Source organism: Streptosporangium amethystogenes subsp. fukuiense, from assembly GCF_042665875.1.
Taxonomy (GTDB): Bacteria; Actinomycetota; Actinomycetes; order Streptosporangiales; family Streptosporangiaceae; genus Streptosporangium; species Streptosporangium fukuiense.
This window is the reverse complement of the sequence record NZ_JBHTEE010000001.1, coordinates 1,433,222-1,448,624: the sequence shown is the minus strand read 5'-3', so window position 1 is coordinate 1,448,624 and position 15,403 is coordinate 1,433,222. Positions and strand designations below refer to the sequence as shown.

The following is a 15,403-nucleotide window of genomic DNA, read 5'->3' as shown; positions in this document are numbered from 1 at the left end:
GGAGTCTACGGAGGCTCCGGTCAAGAAAGGCAGTCGCAGTGGATTTCCAGCTTGACGAGGACCAGCGCGAGTTCCGCGCCGTCCTGCGCGACTTCGTCGATCGGGAGATCATCCCGGTCGCCCGTGAGTGGGAGCAGTCCGGCCGCTATCCGACGGAGATCGTCGACGGGATGCGGGAGATGGGCCTGTTCGGGATGACGATTCCCGAGGAGTACGGCGGCCTCGATCTCGACCCCGTCTCGTTCGCGCTGGTCTTCGAGGAGATAGCCCGTGGCTGGATGGGCATCGCCGGCATCCTGGGCAGCCACTCCCTGGCCTGCCGGATGATCGCGATGCGCGGCACGGAGGAGCAGAAGCGGAAGTACCTTCCCGACCTCGCCGCCGGCGTCCGCCGTACCGGCATCGGCCTCACCGAGCCCGACGCCGGCACCGACCTGCAGGGCATCCGCACCACCGCGACGCTCGACGGTGACCACTACGTCGTCAACGGCACCAAGATGTGGATCACCAACGCGCGGTACGCGGATCCGCTCCCGGTCCTGGTCAAGACCGACCCGAGCACCTCCCCCGCGCACAAGGGCATGAGCGTGCTCCTGGTGGACTCCTCCCTGGAGGGCTACCGGGTCACCAAGGACATCCCCAAGCTCGGCTACAAGGGCACCGAGTCCTGCGAGGTGGTGCTCGACAATGTGCGCGTCCCCAGGGAGAACCTGCTCGGCGGCGTCGAGGGCAAGGGGATGCAGCACGCGCTCTCCGCTCTGGAGTGGGGCCGGGTGAACATCGCCGCGCGTTCGGTCGGCATCGCCCAGCGCGCCCATGACGAGGCGTTCGCCTACGCCAGGCAGCGCAGGGCGTTCAATCAGGCCATCGCCGACTTCCAGGCGATCCAGTTGCAGCTGGGGAACCTGTCCACCCAGGTCCAGGCCGCTCGTCTGATGGCCTACTGGGCCGCGGACGCGGTCCGCAAGGGGCGCGCCGACGGGGAGACGGGCATGGCGAAGATCTTCTGCTCCGAGGTCGCCCTGGCGGCGTCGATCGACGCGATGAAGATCCATGGTGGCTACGGCTACTCCACCGAGTACGAGGTGGAGCGCCTCTACCGCGACTCGATCCTGATGAGCATCGGCGAGGGCACGAACGACGTCCTGCGCACGCTGGTGGCCAAGTCCGTCCTCCGCGGCGAGACGGCCCTCTGAAACCGCCGTCGACCGGCTGGTGATCACGCCTTGACGCCCCACCCGGTCGATGGAAACACTGTTCCTATTATGGAAACACACTTCGCGGCCGAGCGAGAGACACGCGTGGCGTCCGCCCCGGGAACGCGCCCCGCCCGGTCGCCCGCCACCGGCGTCGACGCCGAGGGCGCGCGACCAGCGATGATCATCGTGGGGGCCGGGCCCGGCGGCCTCGCCTGCGCCATCACCGCCGCGGACGCGGGGGCCAGGGTGCTGCTGCTGGAGAAGGCGCCCGACGTGGGAGGCGCGCTGCCCTACTCCGGCGGCCACCTGTCCGCCGGAGGGTTCTCCGCACAGCGTGAGCGCGGCATCGACGACGATCCGGAACGTCACTTCGAGGACATCCGGCGCATCAGCCGGGGCACCGCTCGCGAGGATCTGACCAGGCTGTCACTGCGCGAGCAGCCGGCCGTGCTGGAATGGCTGATCGCGTCCGGATTCGTCCCCGACCCGCAGACCCCCCGCATCGTCCACGGTCACGAGCCGTACCGCACGCCACGCACCGTCCACGCCACCGCCCTGCCCGGCGGCCCGGCGATCCTGGCCGCGCTGCGCCCGCTGCTGGACGCGCACCGCGCCGCCGGCCGGATCGACCTGCGCTGCGGGGTACGGGTCACCGAGCTGCTGGTCGAGGACGGCGCGGCGACCGGGGTGATCACCGAGGACGGCACCCGGTGGCGGGCACCCGCGGTGGTACTCGCCACCGGTGGATTCGGGTACGAGCCGGAGCTGTTCGCCGAGCTGGAGGGCGCGCCGCTGACCACCTCGGCGGCCCCCACCTCCACCGGCGACGGGCTGCTGATGGGCCGGCGGGCCGGGGCGGGCCTGCAGGGTTCCGGCATGTACATCCCGACCTTCGGCGGGCTGCCCCCGAACGACGGGGACCTGCGGGTGGACTGGTCGCACCGGCCCCAGCTGGTGGCCGTCGAGCGGCCCCCCTGGGAGATCTACGTCGACCGGCGTGGCCGCCGCTGGATCGCCGAGGACGAGCCGAGCATCGACCGCAAGGAACGGGTGCTCACCACCGTCGAGCAGATGACCTTCTGGATGGTGTTCGACGCGCGGGCGCTCCGCGAGTCACAGCCGATGGTCCACGGGTGGAGTCCAGCCGAGCTGGTCGCGCAGTGCGGGCAGCGCCGCGGCGTGCACCAGGCCTCCGACCTGGCCGGACTCGCCAAGCAGGCGGGCATCGACGCGGCCGGGCTCATCGACGAGGTGACCCGGTACAACCTCTTCGTGGCGGCTGGGCGGGACCCCGACTTCGCCCGCGCCCACCTGCCCGCGCCGATCGCCGAGCCGCCGTACTACGCGATCGAGAACCACCCGGTCACCCTGATCACCTTCGTGGGACTCGACGTGGACGCGCGGCTGCGGGTGCGTCGCGGCGACGGGCAGGTCATTCCCGGCCTGTACGCGGTCGGTGAGGTGATCGGCTCCGCCGCCGTCAACGGCAACGCGTTCTGTTCCGGCATGTGCCTCACCCCGGCCATGGCATTCGGCCGGCTGGTGGGCCGCCGGCTCGCCATGGCCGGGAGGTGACCGGCCGTACGGCCAGGGGCGACCGAGCAGTACCGGAAAAGAGCGACCCGGCTCGGGTGAGTCAGTGCGCGAAGCGGAAACCCGCCGCCCGCAGCCTGGCGGAGCTCACCGGTACCGACGGGGTCTTGATCTCGGCGCGGTAGCTCAGCTCCGGCCAGCCCTGCTCGGCGCAGATCCGGCCGAACACCTCCTCGTTGGCCGGCGGCACGACTCCGTCCGGGACCGCGTTGAAGACCCCGACGAGGTCATGGCTCACCACGAAGTCGAGCGCGGCGGCCGCGTCACGGTAGTCGACGCGGTACAGCAGGGCGTCCGCCGCGAACGGCACGCTGCCGCCGAGCATCTCGTGGGCGAGCTTCACCCGGGTCACGTAGTCGATGTCGCGCGGGTGCCCGTACACATCGGGGATGCGCACCACCGCCCCGCGCGGCGTGGCCAGGACGGCGTCCTCGGCGGCGACGAAGTTGCGCGGCGACGCGTCCGGATCGTCGGTCGTCGGGCTCGACTCGTCCAGCGGTCGTCCGTCACCGGAACCGTAGACGGACGTCGAACTGGTGAAGACGACTCGCGGGTGCACGGCGGCGGCGGTCCGCGCGGTGGCGGTGAGGGTGTCCGCGTACTCGGCGATCCGGCCGTTCGCGTCAAAGGAGCGGGCGATCCGCGGGCTCACCGTCAGCACGACGGCGTCGGCGTCGCGCGTCGCGTCCCGCACCGCCGTGCTGTCACTGCCCCGCAGGACCGCCACGTCGGCACAGACGGCCTTGAGCTCGTCGACACGCTCGGCCGAGGTGGTGGTGCCGGTCACCTGATGACCCGCGGAGGTCCAGCGGCGGGCGAGTTCCATGCCCACGTTGCCACAACCGATGATGACGTAACGCACAGCGCGACCTCCAAAAGGGAAACAGAGTTTCACTCTGCCGCATCGATGGTCCGCCGCCAAGCGTTCCGGGCCCCGTGCCGAATGATTCCTCCCGGATCGCCCGGCCAGGCGACTCCGGCGCGGCCTTCCGGTCACCTTTCCCCGTCACCGTTCGTCATTGACATGACACTCACAGTGACAGAGAGGGGGCCTTATGATCACCACCCCGGCCGTCGAGGAACCGGCCACATCCTTGCTGCACCTGGATTCCAGTGCCGCCCGTTTCCATGACTCGGTCAGCAAACAGCTGACCGCGTTGTTCGCCGACACCTGGCGAGGGCTGCACGACGGCGCCGGATACCGCTACCGGGACCTGGCCGCCGACCCGGTGCCACTGGTGACCTCCGCCTTCGTCACCCTCGGCCAGCGGGTGCAGCGGCACGGCGGCGTCCCGCCGGCCGAGGTGTCCGTACTGGTCGAGGGCCCGGCCGAGGAACGGGAGTGGACACTGACCCGGCCGCTGATCACAGAACTGCTGGCCACGGACACGGTGCTGATCGGTGTTCCGATGTACAACTTCTCGGTCCCCGCCGCGCTGAAGGCATGGATCGACCGGGTGACATTCCCGGGGGCGTTCACCGACCCGGGTACCGGGGACAGCCTGCTGCGCGGCACGACGGTGGTGGTGGTCACCGCGCGAGGCGGCTGCTACCGACCGGGCACGCCCCGGGACGGCTTCGACTTCCAGACGCCCTACCTGCGGGCGTACTTCGGTGACCTCGGGGTGGCCGAAGAGGACCTGCACTTCGTCCACGCCGAGATGACCCGAGCCGGGGACGTGCCGGGGCTGGCCCGTTTCCGGGCGCTGGCGGCGAGCTCGCTGACGGCGGCCCGGGCCGCGGTGACCGAGCTGGCCGCCCGGCCTCCGGCCGGCCGGTCGGTCACCTCTGGCCGTCGCGGTTCGTCATAGGAGTGAAGAGATGGACCGTACGAGAGATTGACAAGGAGATACGCCTCATGAGTGAAACCGTCATCCGTGTCGGCGGTGCGCCGGTGACCCTCATCAACGTCTTTGATGTCGACGCGTCGAAGCAGCAGGAGCTCATCGACCTCCTGAACGAGGGAACCGAGAAGGTGATAAAGAACCGGCCGGGCTTCGTCTCGGTGAACATACTCGCCAGCGTCGACGGCACCCGGGTCGTCAACTTCGCCCAGTGGCGCAGCCAGGACGACGTCAAGGCCACCATGGCCGACCCGGAGGTGCAGTCCCTCGGGAAGAGGACGGCCGAGCTGGCGAAGCCGGCACCGCACGTGTACTCGGTGGTCTCCATCCACCATGCCTGATCTCTGAGGACTCTCCGACCGGGAGTCCCGAGACGACCGCGGATCGCCCCGCCGACCGGTCCGGCCGGCGGGGCCGATCGCCGGATTCCATGGCCCGAGCCCGCCGCAGATCATCGACGCGCGAGGAGCACAACAGTCACCATGACCACCGCCAATACCGCTGACATCGTGATCACCGGCGCGGGGATCGGGGGGCTGAGCACAGCCCTGGCCCTGCACGCCCGGGGGATCGACGCGATCGTGCTGGAGGCCGCCGGCGAGATCCATCCGCTCGGGGTCGGGATCAACATCCAGCCCGCCGCCATCGCCGAGCTGGTCGGCCTCGGACTCGGCGACGAGCTGGCGGCGACCGGCATTCCCACCCGCGAGCACCGCTACCTCGACCACACGGGCACCACGCTGTGGGCCGAACCCCGGGGTGTCGCGGCCGGGCACCGGTTCCCGCAGTACTCGATCCATCGCGGGGAACTGCAGATGATGTTGCTGGCCGCGGTCCGCGACCGGCTCGGCCCCGGCGCGGTCCGCACCGGAACCCGCCTGCACACCTTCGAACACACCCGTGACGGCGTCCGTGCCCACACCCACGACCGGGCCACCGGCGGCACGACCGTATTCGAGGGCGCCGCACTGGTCGGCGCCGACGGGCTGCACTCCGCGGTCCGCTCCCAGCTCCATCCCGACCAGGCCCCGCTGTCCCCGGGCGGGGTGCACATGTGGCGTGGCCTGACCGAGCTGGACGACTTCCTCGACGGACGCACCATGATCGTGGCCGGCGACGAGCAGGCCACCCGGCTGGTCGCCTACCCGATCTCGGCACGCCACCGCGAACGCGGCAAGGCCCTGGTCAACTGGGTGTGCCTGGTCACCGCCCCCGGAGCGGAGGTGTCCGGCGACCCCGACTGGGACCGTCCCGGACGACTCGAGGACGTGCTGCCCCACTACCTGCACTGGGACTTCGACTGGCTCGACGTCCCGGACATGCTCGCCCGGAGCGGTCGGATCCTGCACTACCCCATGGTCGACCGCGATCCGCTGGCCGATTGGGGGAACGGCCGGGTCACCCTGCTCGGCGATGCCGCCCACCTGATGTACCCGATCGGCGCCAACGGTGCCTCGCAGGCCATCCTCGACGCGGCCTGCCTCGCCGCCGAACTCGCCCACCACGGCGATGCGGCCACCGCGCTGCGGCGCTACGAAACCGCCCGGCGTCCCGCCACCACCGCGATCACCCACGCCAACCGGAACATGGACCGCACCGAACGTGCCATGGCCCCCCGCACCGACCAGGACAAGAGCACCGCCCTGGCAGCGCTCACCAGCGCCTACCGCAGCACCGTCGAACGCCACTACTCCGCCGACGGCGATGTGAACTCGCTGCTGGAATCAGGTAAGTAGTCCCGTTCCCCCGCCGGATTCACCGACGCCGGCATCCGCCCCAGGCGGATGCCGGCGTCGGTGCTCGCCGCGCGAGCTCTGTCGCCTCGATACGGCCGTGGGCCCCGGTGGCCGGGGCCCACGCCGGTGCTACGGCACCGTTCTCAGGACCGGGTCGGTGACGAGTCGTCGTGCAGGACGAAGCCCTCGTAGCCGGCTCCGGCCACCTCGCGCAGCTTCTGGCGGTACGCCGCCAGCCCCGCGAAGTAGAACATGACCCCTCTCCTCTTACCCGGGATGTTGCCGCCGTTGATGAAGGAGTCGACCTTCGGGAAGAGGGTGTGGCCGGCGAGCTCCTCGCAGACCGCGGTCCAGGCGTCCTCCGCGCTCTTGGTGGCCTCGACCGAGGGCCGGTCGTACTTCCGCGACGCCGCGATCAGGTCGGTGATCCACTCGACCTGGGTCTCGATCGCCGGCGGCAGGTTGCTGAAGACGGTGTTCGGACCGTAGATCATGAACAGGTTCGGGAATCCGGGGGTGGCGATGCCCAGGTAACTGCTGACCCCGTCCTGCCAGTGCTGCCGGATGGTCTCGCCGCCGCGGCCGCGGATGTCCATCCGCCGGTAGCTGCCGTCGACCGCGTCGAACCCGGTCGCGAAGACCAGGACGTCGAGCTCGTGCTCGACACCGTCCTCGGTGAGCAGGCCGTTCGGGGTGATCTCCCTGACCGGATTCTCCTTGAGGCTGACCAGGGAGACGTTGTCGCGGTTGAAGGTCTCGTAGTAGTCCTCGTTGCTGATCGGGCGCCTGGCGTAGTAGTCGTTCGGGGTGAGCTTGCGCGCGGTCTCCTGGTCCTTCACGATCTCTCTGATCTTCGACCTGATGAACTCGGCGGCGGCCTCGTTGGCGGCCGGGTCGCTGGCGATGTCGGAGAACGTGCCCAACATGAAACGGAAGGCGTTCCCCCTGTCCCAGGCATCCTGGAACACCCGCCGGCGTTCCTCCTCGGAGACGCTCATCGCGGGAACGTCGCTCTCCTGGAACCCGCATCCTACGTAGGAGTTCCAGACCTGCTCCCAGACCTCCTCGTAGTTGGCCCGGTACTTCGCCTTGAACTCGTCGCTGAGCGGGCCGTTGCCGGACGGGACGACGTACTGCGCCGACCTCTGGAACACCGTCAGGTGCCCGGCCGTCTTCGAGGCCGCGCAGATGAACTGGGTGCCGGTCGAGCCGGTGCCGATGACGCCGACCCGCTTGCCCTCGACCGAGAGATCCTCGGGCCAGGCGCCGGTGTGGACCAGGCGGCCCCGGAAGCTGTCACGTCCCTTGATGTCGGGAAGGTTGGCCGCCGACAGGACGCCCAGCGCGGTGACGAGATAGCGTGCGGTGAGGCTCTCACCGCTGTCCGTGGTCACGGTCCAGACGCTGCGCGAATCGTCGAACACCGCGGATTCGATGCTCGTGTTGAGCTGGATGTCCCTGCCCAGGTCGTACTTCTCGACCACCGACTCGAGGTAGGCCCGCATGTCGGCCTGATCGATGTAGCGGTTGTTCCCGATCGGCTCCTGGAGCGCCTCCTTGTCGAACGCGTACCGGTAGACCAGGCCCTCGCTGTCCGACTTGGCGCCCGGGTAACGATTCCAGTACCAGGTGCCGCCGACACCACCTGCCCGGTCGAAGGCCCGGGCGGCGAGGCCGAGCTCGTTGCGAAGCTTGTGCAGCATGTAGATGCCGCCGAACCCGGCCCCGATGACGATCGCGTCGAGGTCGGTCTTCCTGTCGATCACGGGTGAACTCCTTCGTGTCTGTGTCCCGGGTTCATGTGGGCGACCGGATCGGCCGCGATGCCGGTCGCACGAATCTCGGTGTCTAGCCGTGGCGAGCCCTCACGGCTGGAGCCTGACGGCGCTCCAGCCCGCCGGCGTCCGGTCGTAGCGCAGTCTCCGATGCAGCCTGCTGGCGGCGGCGGACCAGAATTCGACGGTGACCGGCGCCAGGCGGTAGCCGGCGAACCTCGCCGGTCTGGGCAGGGGTGAGCCGCACGCCGACAGGCGGTCCGCCTCCAGCCGCAGCCGGGAGACGTCGTCGATGGGTTCGCTCTGCCTGGAGGCCGTCGACATGGCGTGCAGCGGCACCGGGCGGGCGGCCCACAGCCGATCCGCCTCAGGCTCGCTCAGCAGGACCGCGGTGCCCGAGACGATCACCTGTTGCGCGGTCTCCCGCCAGTACAGCAACCCCGAGGCCCAGCCGGTCTCGGCGAGTTCCCGCCCCTTCTGGCTGGTGCTGTGGCTGGTGAAGACCACCCCCTGCTCGGAGACGTCGACGATGCTGACCGTCCGGTTGGAGGCGCGGCCTCGACCGTCCGCGGTGGCGAGCGCGAGGGCCAACGGCTCGCGCACGCCCGCCTCGACCGCCGACGAGATCCACCGCTGCACCAGCCCCATCGGTTCGGCCGGGGGCCTGTCGTACTCGGGGAACGCCCTGTCCATCACGCCGGTCAGGCTCTCGAACCTGCTGCTCATCTCTGCCTCCGGGACTCTGTCACTGACGGGTGGCCGCCGGCTCCCCGTACGCCCTCTCATCAGACGTAGATCACTCCGCGGGCGATGGTGACGCCCGATCCTCCGACCCGCACCGAGGTGACGCGGTCCGCGGCGCGGTCCGCCCAGGCCCGCATCAGGGAGGGCCGGCCCATCTCGACCCCTTGGTGGATGTCGATCCACTGGCCGAACCCGATACGCCCGTGGCGGGCGAGATGGACGGCGAGCGGACCCGCCGCCGAGCCCGTCGCCGCGTCCTCGGTCACCCCGTAGGCGGGGGAGAACATGCGGCTCCGCCAGCTCGTCTCGGAACCGGCGTAACAGTTGGTCGCCATGTCCGGGAACACGGCCAGTGCGCGGTGGTCGGGATTGACGCGGGACAGTGCCGCCACGCTCTCCAGCTCCACGAAAACGTGCCGGGGACCGTTGGAGTAGATCTCCACGGGAAGCTCCGGGGTGGGCACGCCGAGCGCGGCCAGCAGTTCGTCGGCGCGGTCGAACTCCTCCCAGGTCGGGATCGGCTGCTCCATCTGAGCGGCGACGGTCCTCCCGCCGACGCGCTCCAGGTCGAATGTGATGACTCCCATCGCCGTCTCCAGCAGGAGCCTGTCCTCCGTGAACGACTCGCCGAGCGCGATGGCCGTTCCGAGGAGCGGATGACCGGCGAAGGGGAGTTCGTTGACCGGAGTGAAGATGCGGATGTGCGCGTCGCCGCCCTGTTTCGGCGGGAGGACGAACGTGACCTCCGAGAGGTTCATCTCCCTGGCGATGCTCTGCATGCGGTCGGCGTGGAGGTCTTCTGCGTCGAAGAAGACGGCGACGGGATTACCCCGGAGCGGCGTGTCGGTGAACGAGTCGATGACCACGTACGAGTGCGTCTCGTCTGGTGCTACCTGGTGTGCCGTCATCCGCTCAGCACCCTTCCGATGAAGGAGCCGAGGATGCGCGGGCCGTTCTGGGTGAGCACGGACTCGGCGTGGAACTGGAGCGAGGAGAAACGCGGGCCGCGCAGCGCGTGCACCTCGCCCGTCTCCGGATCCCGGCAGACGTCCACCGCGCCGACGCCGTCGATCTCACTCCTGTCCCGGTCCGACCGGGCCGCGAAGGTGTTGTAGAACCCCACCCGCTGCCGATCGCCGAAGAGGTCGATCTCCCGCTGTACGCCCTGGTTGGGAGCGTTCCGGCGGCGTAGGTCGAACCCGAGCCGGGTGCTGAGGATCTGGTGGCTCAGGCAGACGGCCAGGAACGGGCGGCGTTCGGCCAGCAGGGCGTCCACGGCCGACCGCAGGTAGGCGATCTTGGGATGCTGGGACTGGCGGGGGTCGCCGGGGCCCGGTCCCAGCACGACGAGGTCGTACCCGTCGAAGGGAGGGATCTCGTCGTGGCGGCGTACCGTCACCGACATGTCCATGGCGCGTAGCTGGTGATCGAGCATCGAGGTGAAGGTGTCCTCGGCGTCGACGATCAGTGTCCGGCACCCTGCCAGCTCCGGGAACGACGCCGCCCGTTCGGCGCCGGTGCCCAGCCAGAAGCCGGCGATGGTCGCGTTGCGCCGTTCCAGCGCGTCACGCACGTCGGGGTGCGTCCCGAGCCTGGCGGGGTCGGGGGTCTCCAGCGCCGCGAGCAGCCCGGCCGCCTTGGCTCGGGTCTCCGCGACCTCCGACACCGGATCGGAGTGGCGGACGAGCGTGGCGCCGACACCGATGTGCACCCTGCCCGCGCCGTCGATGTCGGCGGTGCGGATGAGAATGGAGGAGTCGAGGGTCCGGCCGCCGGACGCGTCACGTCCGATGAGGGCGACGATCCCGCTGTAGTAGCCGCGGCCCTGCGGCTCGTGCCTGTCGATGACCCGGCAGGCGTTCTCCAGCGGGCTTCCGGTGACGGTCGGGGCGAACATCGTCTCGCGGAGGATGTCGCGGACGTCCCAGTCGCTGTCGCCCTCGATGAAGTACTCGGTGTGCGCGAGCCGCGCCATCTCCTTGAGCCGTGGGCCCACCACCCGTACACCGGGCCGGCAGATCCGCGTCATCATCTTGAGCTCCTCGTCCACGACCATGTAGAGCTCGTCGGACTCCTTCCGGTCGGCGAGGAAGTTCATGACCTCGGGCAGCGTGGGGCCGGACCTCGGGTAGCAGTAGGTGCCGCTGATGGGGTTCATCGTGGCGACACCGCCGTACAGGGTGACGTGCCGTTCCGGGGTGGCGCCCACGAACGTCCGCTCCCCGGTGTGGACGATGAAGGTCCAGTACGCGCCCGACTCGACTTCGAGCAGTCTCCGGAAGAAGGCCAGGGCACTGTGCGGCGTGTAGTCGCCGATGTCGGCGACAAAGGACCGCTTGATGACGAAGTTCGCGCCCTCGCCCTCGCCGATCGCCTCCTTGACCACCCTGCGGACGGTCTCGGCGTAGTCGTCGTCGGCCACGTCGAAGTGCCCGCCGGAAACGGTGACGGGGACGTCGGGGATCTGGGCCAGCGCCTTGGCGACGGGCACCGTCCGCTGCCCGGTCACGGTCATCGTGAACAACGGGGCGTCGTCGTCGACGCACACGAAGCCGCGTTCGCGGATCTGCCGGTACGGGATGATCGCCAGCACATCGTGGCCGGCGGCGCCTCCGGCCTGCCCCGCGCCGGGCAGGAGGATGTCGGCCAGCTTGGCGACCTGGGCGACCTCTCCGACCAGGACGTCCAGCAGTGCCGGACCGTGCGCCTCGGGGCGGTGGAGCAGCGCGAAGGCCGGCGGCCGGGGCGCCAGCACCAGGTCGAGCAGGTCGTCGCCGATCACGCCCGGTCCGGTCACGAGAACACCTCCTTCGCGGTGATGACGACCGCGCAGCGTTCGGCCGCGTACTCGAGGGTCATCCGGTGGTGGTCGGCGGTGAAATCGGCGACGGCATCGGCGACCAGGAAGGTCTGGAGATCGTTGGTGAACGCGTCGATCGCCGTCATCAGCACTCCGACGTGCGCGTACACCCCGCAAACGATCAACTGGTCGCGACCGCCCTCCCGGATGCGGTCCAGTAGGTCGGACCGGAAGAACGCGCTGTATCGCAGCTTGTTGAACATCCAGTCGCCGGGTGAGGGGGCCAGTTCGTCGACCACCAGCTGGTCGGCGGGGGCTCTGCGCATGCCCGGCCCCCAGAAGTCCTTGAGCAGCCCTCGTTGCTCCTCGCTCATGTCACCGGGCTGGGCCGTGTAGCCCACCGGAACGCCGAGCGCGACGCTGCGATCGCGCAGCAGCGCGATGTTGCGAATGAGTCCGTCCCGCACCGAGCCGGGGAAGGGTTTGACGAAGTAGCGCTGCATGTCGTGGATGAGAAGGACCGCGCGGGCGGGGTCGGGAACCCACTGGGCGGTGCTGGGAGGCAGATCGCCTGCCGTGGGAATCAGATAGGGCTCAATAGGGGGTATACCAGGCATGATCGTCCTTTCTCATCGGATCGTTCACGTCAGTCGCCCCAGGCCGAGATCACCGAGACCGCCTGCCAGAGGGTGAGCCTTGGATCGCAGAAGCTCGTGTACCGCTCCCCCACCCGGCCGAAGTCGGCCTCGTCGGTGACGCACTCGGTGACGTCGTCGGGGGTGGTCTCCAGGTGCAGGCCGCCTGCGACGGCGCCGGCGGCCTCGACCGCGCCCACGAAGTCGCGGACCTCCCGCATGAGCGTCCCCACCACGCGGGTCTTGCGCCCGTCCGGGGTGACGACCGTGTTGGCGTGCATGGGGTCGCACAGCCAGATGACCGGATGCCCCGCGGCGCGAACGGCCTCGACGAGCGATGGCAGCCGGTGGGCGACCAGCTCCGCGCCCATCCTGGCGATCAGGGTCAACCGGCCGGGCTCGCGTTCTGGATCGAGCCGCTCGCACAGGGCGAGCAGCTCGTCCTGCGTCATCTTCGGGCCCACCTTGCAGGACACCGGGTTGGCCACCTCCGCGAGCATGGCGACGTGCGAGCCGTCCACCTGCCGGGTCCGCTCCCCGATCCACGGCCAGTGCGTGGAACCGAGGATCAGCGTCCCCGCCGCGTCCCGGCGGAGCATCGGGACCTCATAGTCCAGGAGCAGCACCTCGTGGCTGGTCCACACGGGCGGGTCGATCTCGGGACGGCGATACGAACCACGCCAGCCCAGGTGTTCCATGATGTCGCTCGCCGCCATGTACCCCGTGAGGATGCGGAGCGGATCGGGGCGTCTGCTCTCGGGCGTCGGCTCCGGGCCGTTCACCAGGTGCCCCCGGAACACCGGGAGGGTGACATCGCCGACCTGTTCCGTGGGGTTGGACCGCGGCTTGGCGAACTGGCCGCCGATACGCCCGACCCGGAGCACCGGCTTGTGCGTGACCATCTTGAGCGCGCCGGCCAGCACGTCCAGCGTGGCGCACTTGCGGGTGACGTGCTCTCGCGTGCACTCCTCCGGATCCTCGGCGCAGTCCCCCGCCTGCAGGACCAGGGCCCCGCCCGCCGCGACATCGGCGAGAAGAGCGCGCAGGCCACGCACGTCCTCCGCCCTGACGAGCGAGGGGCGGGACGCCAGCGCCTCACCGACGCGCTGTACCTGCGAGACATCGCTCCACTCGGGCTGTTGTAACGCCGTGCTCAGCCTGATATCGGGCATGACGAGGTCACCAATCTCCATCGGTTGAAGGCGCCCTGCGCGCCGGGATCGTCCTTGACTCGGTGGGGGATGTCCAGAGATGGTCGCCTGGCTGGTGGGCTGACCATGGATCCTGATCGGCTTTCCGGCCGCCGCCCTGACACGGCAACCGCCGACGACCGTGAGTCATCGAAGCCGGTGAAGGGAGCGGTCGCCGCTAGGTGGGGATTCCCTCACGCTTGACCTCGGGGACGGGGATGCCCAGCGCGCGCAACTGCTCGAACGGGTTCATGAACTCCCGCTGCTGCCTGATCTTTCCGTTCTCCAGCAGAAACGAGTGCAGGAAGTGGTTCTCGTATCGGCCCTCGGGATAACCGGGGAAACGAATTGCCCCGGCACCGTCGCACTCGACCCAGAAGAAGTTCGGGTCCTGAGTTTCGAAGATCTCGACGTTGAACCAGACCCAGTCGGGAAAACACTTCAGTGACCATACCGCGTGCTCCCCGAGCCGGTCGCGGCCGTGAATGGCGATCGGCTGTCCGGTGTCATTGGTCCACAGGCCGCCGACGCCGTCCTCGGTAAAAAGCAGGTGCCGCCGAAGACGGTCCTGACCCCTGGTGTTCATATAAATTTCAACCGTTGCTCGGTTGATCTTCCGAAGCTCTGCTTCCGCGCTGTTTCCCGGGAAATGAGAACTGTCCGACATGACAAACCCTCCGATGATTGCCGTCTTCGCAGACGGTATTCCAGCCCTCCGGCAAACGGAAGGGGTGTACTGTCATCGCCTGAACAATTAGCGGTCAGCCGGCTTTCTCGGACTTCCGCGACACCACGCTGGCCAGCTTTTTCCAATCCTCACAGCGCTTGAGCACCACGGCGTGGATGAGCGGCACGCAATGGATGGGGACCGCCTCGGCGATCTCCTCCCACTGGGATTGCTCCATCTCGGTGAGCAGGAGCATCCGCAGCAGCGTCCGCCCGGACTCCGTCGACCGCAGGGACGGGTCCCGGACGAGCTTCTGCACCACCGACACGGTCTCGACCGCGGTGGCTTTCATCTCCCCCCTCGGCGACCTCGTCCCGTTCCGGGGTGGGGCGACGGCGGCCGCGCCCTCCTCCGGACCGCGCAGCCGCTCCGGGATCGGGTTCTGGCCGTGGTGGAGGCGTTGGCGAACGTCCCGAACCGTTCCCACCGAAAGGCCGGTCTTCCTCGACAGCTCGCGCAGCGAGATCTCGGGATTGGTCGCCATCAGGGCCGCGGCGTTGTAGCGTCCCTCGACGCTGCTGACCGGCCGGGCCCTTCCGTCCTGCCCGAGGCGGCTGTCCAGATGCGAAGCCGCCTCACCCGCCCGGCTGCGGACCTTGCCCACGGTCTTGGGGCTCAGTCCCGTACGTTCCGCGATGGCACGATCCGACCAGCGCGGGTGGGAGCCGATGATGCGCTGGGCGGCGGCCTTGCGCTCATCCAACGTCAGCGGCAGGCCGTGCCTGACATTGAGCTGTACGGAAAGAACGAACGCATCCGCCTCGCTTCCGTCAAAGAAATGAACTGTGATTTCCGTCACACCTCTCATTGCGGCGACGCGCAACCGGTGCGCGCCATCGATCACGCGCATGGTCGGGCGGTGCACAAAGATCGGGTCCGTACTGTTTTCGGTCTCCGCGAGACGGCGAATATGCGCAGGGTCTTCCGCTTGTTTGCGGGGCAAAAGCGAGGGCATGAGATCGCCTATGGAGACGACCCCTTTCGGCAGATCCCGGAGCAGATCCGATACCTCGGGAAGATGCTTCTTGTCATTCCGATCGGTGTCGGCTGCGACGTGAAGTGTCACGGTGATACCTTCCTTCATGAAGGAGTGACGGTAAGGTGAATTCTTCGCAAGAAGCACACCTAGGCACCAACCTGGTTGTCAACACCTTAATTTC

At 69.0% G+C, this 15,403-nt stretch carries 14 protein-coding genes; 5 read left to right on the top strand and 9 right to left on the bottom strand.

Annotated features, from left to right (window positions below):
• Positions 1 to 38 precede the first annotated feature (38 nt).
• Together ACFQVD_RS06185 and ACFQVD_RS06180 are read left to right on the top strand one after the other, a co-directional pair.
• On the top strand, positions 39 to 1,196 hold the full coding sequence (locus ACFQVD_RS06185; protein WP_343963664.1) for an acyl-CoA dehydrogenase family protein: 1,158 nt from the start codon (positions 39 to 41) through the stop codon (positions 1,194 to 1,196).
• 69 nt (positions 1,197 to 1,265) lie between these two features.
• On the top strand, positions 1,266 to 2,774 hold the full coding sequence (locus tag ACFQVD_RS06180) for an FAD-dependent oxidoreductase (RefSeq protein ID WP_364154422.1): 1,509 nt from the start codon (positions 1,266 to 1,268) through the stop codon (positions 2,772 to 2,774).
• 61 nt (positions 2,775 to 2,835) lie between these two features.
• On the opposite strand, the gene ACFQVD_RS06175 is transcribed toward ACFQVD_RS06180, so the two are convergent.
• Entirely contained in the window at positions 2,836 to 3,654 is an 819-nt protein-coding gene (locus tag ACFQVD_RS06175) for an NAD(P)-binding domain-containing protein (RefSeq protein WP_343963668.1), read from the bottom strand.
• A 193-nt stretch (positions 3,655 to 3,847) separates the two neighbouring features.
• On the opposite strand from ACFQVD_RS06175, the gene ACFQVD_RS06170 reads away from it, so the two are divergent.
• From ACFQVD_RS06170 to ACFQVD_RS06160, 3 genes are all read left to right on the top strand, one after another.
• Positions 3,848 to 4,603, top strand: coding sequence for an FMN-dependent NADH-azoreductase (locus tag ACFQVD_RS06170; protein ID WP_343963670.1), 756 nt, complete (start codon positions 3,848 to 3,850; stop codon positions 4,601 to 4,603).
• A gap of 47 nt (positions 4,604 to 4,650) precedes the next feature.
• On the top strand, positions 4,651 to 4,977 hold the full coding sequence (locus ACFQVD_RS06165; protein ID WP_343963672.1) for an antibiotic biosynthesis monooxygenase family protein: 327 nt from the start codon (positions 4,651 to 4,653) through the stop codon (positions 4,975 to 4,977).
• Positions 4,978 to 5,118: 141 nt separating this feature from the next.
• Positions 5,119 to 6,372 carry a flavin-dependent oxidoreductase gene (locus tag ACFQVD_RS06160; protein WP_343963674.1) on the top strand — a complete coding sequence of 418 codons (1,254 nt, stop codon included), beginning with the start codon at positions 5,119 to 5,121 and terminating at the stop codon, positions 6,370 to 6,372.
• A 143-nt stretch (positions 6,373 to 6,515) separates the two neighbouring features.
• On the opposite strand, the gene ACFQVD_RS06155 is transcribed toward ACFQVD_RS06160, so the two are convergent.
• The 8 genes from ACFQVD_RS06155 to ACFQVD_RS06120 all read right to left on the bottom strand — a co-directional run bounded on the left by ACFQVD_RS06155 (position 6,516) and on the right by ACFQVD_RS06120 (position 15,366).
• On the bottom strand, positions 6,516 to 8,138 hold the full coding sequence (locus tag ACFQVD_RS06155) for a flavin-containing monooxygenase (protein WP_343963676.1): 1,623 nt from the start codon (positions 8,136 to 8,138) through the stop codon (positions 6,516 to 6,518).
• A gap of 99 nt (positions 8,139 to 8,237) precedes the next feature.
• Positions 8,238 to 8,873: a phenazine biosynthesis FMN-dependent oxidase PhzG gene (gene phzG / locus ACFQVD_RS06150; protein WP_343963678.1), complete on the bottom strand. Its 636-nt coding sequence runs from the start codon at positions 8,871 to 8,873 to the stop codon at positions 8,238 to 8,240.
• Positions 8,874 to 8,932: 59 nt separating this feature from the next.
• Positions 8,933 to 9,799 (bottom strand): PhzF family phenazine biosynthesis protein, encoded by an 867-nt coding sequence (locus ACFQVD_RS06145; RefSeq protein WP_343963680.1) that lies wholly within the window; start codon positions 9,797 to 9,799, stop codon positions 8,933 to 8,935.
• The gene (locus ACFQVD_RS06140; protein WP_343963682.1) at positions 9,796 to 11,688 is read right to left on the bottom strand and encodes an anthranilate synthase family protein; all 1,893 of its coding nucleotides are present in this window, start codon (positions 11,686 to 11,688) and stop codon (positions 9,796 to 9,798) included. The genes ACFQVD_RS06145 and ACFQVD_RS06140 overlap by 4 nt, the downstream gene beginning before the upstream one ends.
• Positions 11,685 to 12,308, bottom strand: coding sequence for an isochorismatase family protein (locus tag ACFQVD_RS06135; RefSeq protein ID WP_343963684.1), 624 nt, complete (start codon positions 12,306 to 12,308; stop codon positions 11,685 to 11,687). Before ACFQVD_RS06135 ends, ACFQVD_RS06140 begins: the two co-directional genes overlap by 4 nt.
• Before the next feature lie 29 nt (positions 12,309 to 12,337).
• Entirely contained in the window at positions 12,338 to 13,519 is a 1,182-nt protein-coding gene (locus ACFQVD_RS06130; protein WP_343963686.1) for a 3-deoxy-7-phosphoheptulonate synthase, read from the bottom strand.
• Between the two features lie 175 nt (positions 13,520 to 13,694).
• Entirely contained in the window at positions 13,695 to 14,183 is a 489-nt protein-coding gene (locus ACFQVD_RS06125; RefSeq protein WP_343963688.1) for a PhzA/PhzB family protein, read from the bottom strand.
• 94 nt (positions 14,184 to 14,277) lie between these two features.
• Complete coding sequence (locus ACFQVD_RS06120; protein ID WP_343963690.1) at positions 14,278 to 15,366, bottom strand: chromosome partitioning protein ParB; 1,089 nt, start codon at positions 15,364 to 15,366, stop codon at positions 14,278 to 14,280.
• Positions 15,367 to 15,403: the final 37 nt, after the last annotated feature.